We start from the raw sequence: 1690 nt of genomic DNA on the forward strand, positions 1-1690 counted from the left end.
GCCGACGACGCCCGGCGCCATCTGGCGCTGGCCCACGAGCAGCTGCGCGCCGCGACCGTGCGTCTCGTGGTGGTCGGTGGTGGCCCGGGAACGGGCAAGTCAACCTTGGCCCGCGCGCTGGCCGATCATGCAGAGGCGCAGGTCATCTCGACCGACGAGGTGCGGCGTGAGCTGGTCCAGTCCGGCGCCGTCACCGGGGTCAGTGGAGTCCTGAACGCCGGCTTGTACCACCCGGACAAGGTAGCCGTGGTCTATGACGTCGTGCTGGACCGGGCCGCCGACCTGCTCGCGCGTGGCCGGTCGGTGATCCTGGACGGCACCTGGCGAGACGCCACGCAGCTGCAGCGGGCCCGCACGATCGCGGCGAAGTGCACCTGTCCCACCGTCGAATTGGAGTGCGTCGTGCCGCTGGAGGCCGCCCAGCGGCGGATCGCCGGCCGGACGAACACCACCTCGGAGGTCACCCCGCAGATTGCCGCCGCAATGGCTCACGACGAGCGTGTCCGGCCGGGCGCGCATCCCATCGACACCTCCCGGCCCCTTGCGGACTCGGTCGCAGAGGCGGTCGCGGTGTGTCAGGTCAACGACACACCATGACCGGCAACGCTGAGTGGTGCAGCAGGTTGAGCGTGGTCGAACCCAGCAGCAGGCTGCGCAACATGTTGCGACCACGGTTGCCGACGACGATGAGTTGAGCACCGGCGCTGTGGCGAAGAAGCGACTGGGCCGGGCCGTGGGGGTCGACGTGGCAGGTGACTTCGACGTCGGGATACCGCTGACGCCACGGCGCGAGCGTGTCGGTCAACAGCTTGTGGTGCTCCCCTTCGACGGCTTCCCAGTCGATGACAAACGGGACGGTGACTTCGCCCACCGGCAGGCGGTCGGTCCAAGCGTGCACGGCGATGATGTCGACGCCCGATCGGTGTGCCAGCTCGAAGGCCACCTCCAGTGCGACGTTCCCGTTGTCGCTGCCGTCGACGCCGACGACGATCGGCTGGTCCGTCAGCGCGGCGTGGGTTCCGCGCCACACGAGCACCGGACACGCCGCGTGGGTGGCGACTGTCATGGTGGTGGAACCGACGAGAAGTGCTGCACCGGGCGACACCTGATCGGCGCCCAACACGATGAACCGGGCCTGCTGACTCAGCTCCTTCAGGGTATTGGCTGCGGCCTGCCGTGACAGCGACCGGGTGAGTTTGACGTCGGGGAACTCGTCACGGATCGCTTGTTCGACCCGGTCGAGCACCTCCTCACCCCACTGGTGCGCGGTCGTCGCCGGATGTGACTGGGCACCGGTGATGTCCCTCATCAACTCTTCGAACGGTGGCACGGCGAACACAATGTGCACCGGAGTGTCGAATGCCGCTGCCAGGCCGGCACCCCAGCGGGCGGCGCTGATACCTGCCCGTGAGTTGTCCACGCCGATGACGACCGAATCCGAAAGTGTTGACATGTCAGTCCTCTCTGGTTGATTGCAGGGGGTTGCGTGCCGCTTCGAGGAGCAGCCGCCGCTCGGCGGTGGCGACGGCCCGACGGGCGGCGGACACCGCGTCGGGATTGACCGAGATCGACGTGATGCCCATTCGCACGATGTGCTCGGCAAACGCCGGATTGGTCGATGGTGCCTGCCCGCACAGCGACGAGGTGATGCCGAACTTGTTGGCGGTGTCGATGATCCGGCCGATCGCAT

3 protein-coding genes are annotated in these 1690 nt (G+C 67.9%); 1 reads left to right on the top strand and 2 read right to left on the bottom strand.

Going from position 1 to position 1690, the window contains the following annotated elements:
* Positions 1-597: AAA family ATPase (locus tag ACN269_RS35030; protein ID WP_421477678.1), on the top strand; the 597-nt coding region annotated here is incomplete at its 5' end.
* Here the strand turns inward: ACN269_RS35030 and ACN269_RS35035 are convergent.
* Together ACN269_RS35035 and ACN269_RS35040 are read right to left on the bottom strand one after the other, a co-directional pair.
* Positions 581-1453 (bottom strand): universal stress protein, encoded by an 873-nt coding sequence (locus ACN269_RS35035; protein WP_421477680.1) that lies wholly within the window; start codon positions 1451-1453, stop codon positions 581-583. The genes ACN269_RS35030 and ACN269_RS35035 overlap by 17 nt on opposite strands.
* Before the next feature lies 1 nt (position 1454).
* Positions 1455-1690 (bottom strand): putative PEP-binding protein (locus tag ACN269_RS35040; protein ID WP_421477682.1); only part of this gene is annotated, 236 nt, incomplete at its 5' end.

Origin of the sequence: Micromonospora sp. WMMD736 (genome assembly GCF_049179015.1) — a bacterium.
GTDB lineage: Bacteria > Actinomycetota > Actinomycetes > Mycobacteriales > Micromonosporaceae > Micromonospora.